The 1,888-nt window shown below is 41.4% G+C and carries 4 protein-coding genes; 2 read left to right on the top strand and 2 right to left on the bottom strand.

Annotation, left to right across the window (positions count from 1 at the left end; translation table 11 throughout):
• Together WBJ10_RS06465 and WBJ10_RS06460 are read left to right on the top strand one after the other, a co-directional pair.
• Nucleotides 1-442: hypothetical protein (locus tag WBJ10_RS06465; RefSeq protein ID WP_424288704.1), on the top strand; the 442-nt coding region annotated here is incomplete at its 5' end.
• A 133-nt stretch (nt 443-575) separates the two neighbouring features.
• A complete protein-coding gene (locus WBJ10_RS06460; RefSeq protein WP_424288703.1) occupies nt 576-944 on the top strand; it encodes a VOC family protein in 369 nt (122 codons plus the stop codon).
• Between the two features lie 192 nt (nt 945-1,136).
• Here WBJ10_RS06460 and WBJ10_RS06455 read toward each other — a convergent pair whose 3' ends face one another.
• Together WBJ10_RS06455 and WBJ10_RS06450 are read right to left on the bottom strand one after the other, a co-directional pair.
• Nucleotides 1,137-1,661, bottom strand: coding sequence for a nucleotidyl transferase AbiEii/AbiGii toxin family protein (locus WBJ10_RS06455; protein WP_424288702.1), 525 nt, complete (start codon nt 1,659-1,661; stop codon nt 1,137-1,139).
• The coding region (locus tag WBJ10_RS06450; protein ID WP_424288701.1) for a DUF6088 family protein at nt 1,645-1,888 on the bottom strand (244 nt) is incomplete at its 5' end. The genes WBJ10_RS06455 and WBJ10_RS06450, both read right to left, overlap by 17 nt.

Genomic DNA, 1,888 nt, shown 5'->3' with positions numbered 1-1,888 from the left:
GCCATCAGGATCGACCACGGAACTTCCCGTTGGAATGGAAATGGATCAGGTTTTAGATGTTGTTTCAAAGGTATTCGCCACTAAAATCCCTGAACCGCAGTTGAATTCGGAATGTGGCGCAGGACCTATGAAAATGACAATTTTCGAAAACGGCCTCGTGCTAATGTTTCAAAAGGGAAAAAGAAATCCTGCTAGAATGGAATTTGTTGGTTGGAGCTTGAATGAAAGCCGTAATGGCGGCAAACTAACTACTATGTCAAATATCGGAATAGGATCAACAAGATCCGAATTGGAGTCAGCTTATAATGTTGAAATCAAAAAGACAAGCCTGGGTATGGAATTTTCCACAGTCCCGGGTGGTTTATATGGGATCATCAACGGCCCTTCAGAAACCAGTAAAATTAGTTTTATGTGGAGTGGATTAAGCTGTAATTTTAGGTAGTAAATTTAATATTTCTCTAAATCAAAGCCGATAAGCCAAAAAGAACTATCACAATTAACTGGCCTGGAATTATTAGACGAAGCCAAAAACTTAGAAACAAAACTTATATTAGGTCCATCAAAAATCTTTAAGGATGGCGAAACAGATTTTTATCAACTTAGCAGTAAAAGACCTGAAAAGATCGACAGACTTTTATACTGCTTTAGGTTTTGTAAATAATCCTCAATTTTCTCACGAGTCCGGGAAGTGTATGGTTTGGGAGGAAAACATTTTTGTGATGATATTGACTCACGAAAAATTCAAATCCTTCGCAACTAAACCAGTTGCAGATACAAAATCCAGTTTAGCAGCGCTTTATTCCTTGTCGGTTGACAGTGTAGACGAAGTGAATAGCATCCTGACAAAAGGACTACACGCAGGCGGGATAGAACCGAGCGAAATGAAAGATTATGGCTTTATGCAGCAGCGGACTATAGACCAATTTAGCTTCAGTTGTGACTAAAGTGGCCGTTTTGTTAGTATTAATCCGATAGACCGTTGAGTTGTTTGGACATCCGTTCATAAACGATCTTATCTACAGGACGGAGAAGCTCCTCATGCAGCAGGAACGCCTTTTCCATAAATGTCCTTTTCGGTTCGACCGTATGAACCAGAAAATTTTCGCCGGACCAGGCATACCCCGGCATATGTTCACTTAAGAGAGATTGAATCTCCCTACCTCGAGCTTGACCTGGTCATCGATATAAGGTACCGGGTCCAGCAAAGAGCGATATCCGATTCGTATTATTTGCGGGTCGGTGTCACGGAAGTCTCCCGGAATAGGATCTGCAGTGACAGTAACCAAACCTTCGGGAACTCCCAGATTAGATAACTCACGTTCAAGAGCTTCTTTTAAAACGGTAGATGTAAATTCACAGGCCTTTCGCTTCAGACGTTTAACAGCTGATTTGCTTAAGGCTTCATCAAATCCGAGCAATTTCCTATCAATGGCCAGGTCGATATCTTCGGAAAATCTTTCTATAAGATGCCAGCCTTTACTAAGAGATGTACCGCCTTTAAACGATAGATATGACTCAAACTCGCTTTGAAAAATGGCTTTCAGAACCAGCGTAATCCACCAATCCTTTTCAATTGCTTTAGCCGAGATTCCGCTTTTGATACTTGCTTGTTGTATAGAAATCAGTCGGTCTTCGTCCGAAAGGTTAAGCCATTCGATCATTCTTACGAGATTTAAAGTATAAGTTGATAAGCATATCATTCACCTTTGCAGACGCCAGTTTGATATCTTCCATTAAATTCTCCGGAGTTTCTTTATCAAGCAGCTCACGGATACGGGTTGCCATTTCCGGTGTGATCTGGCTCAGGTTCAGTTCCTCCAATGCCTGGATCACCAGGCTGCTGATCTGGCCTTTCATACCGAATTTTTTAGGCGTAGTCGGTTTAAAC

Source organism: Daejeonella sp. (genome assembly GCF_049655485.1).
Taxonomy (GTDB): domain Bacteria; phylum Bacteroidota; class Bacteroidia; order Sphingobacteriales; family Sphingobacteriaceae; genus Daejeonella.
The sequence above is the reverse complement of the archived record's forward strand: the minus strand, read 5'-3'. Positions and strand labels throughout refer to the sequence as shown.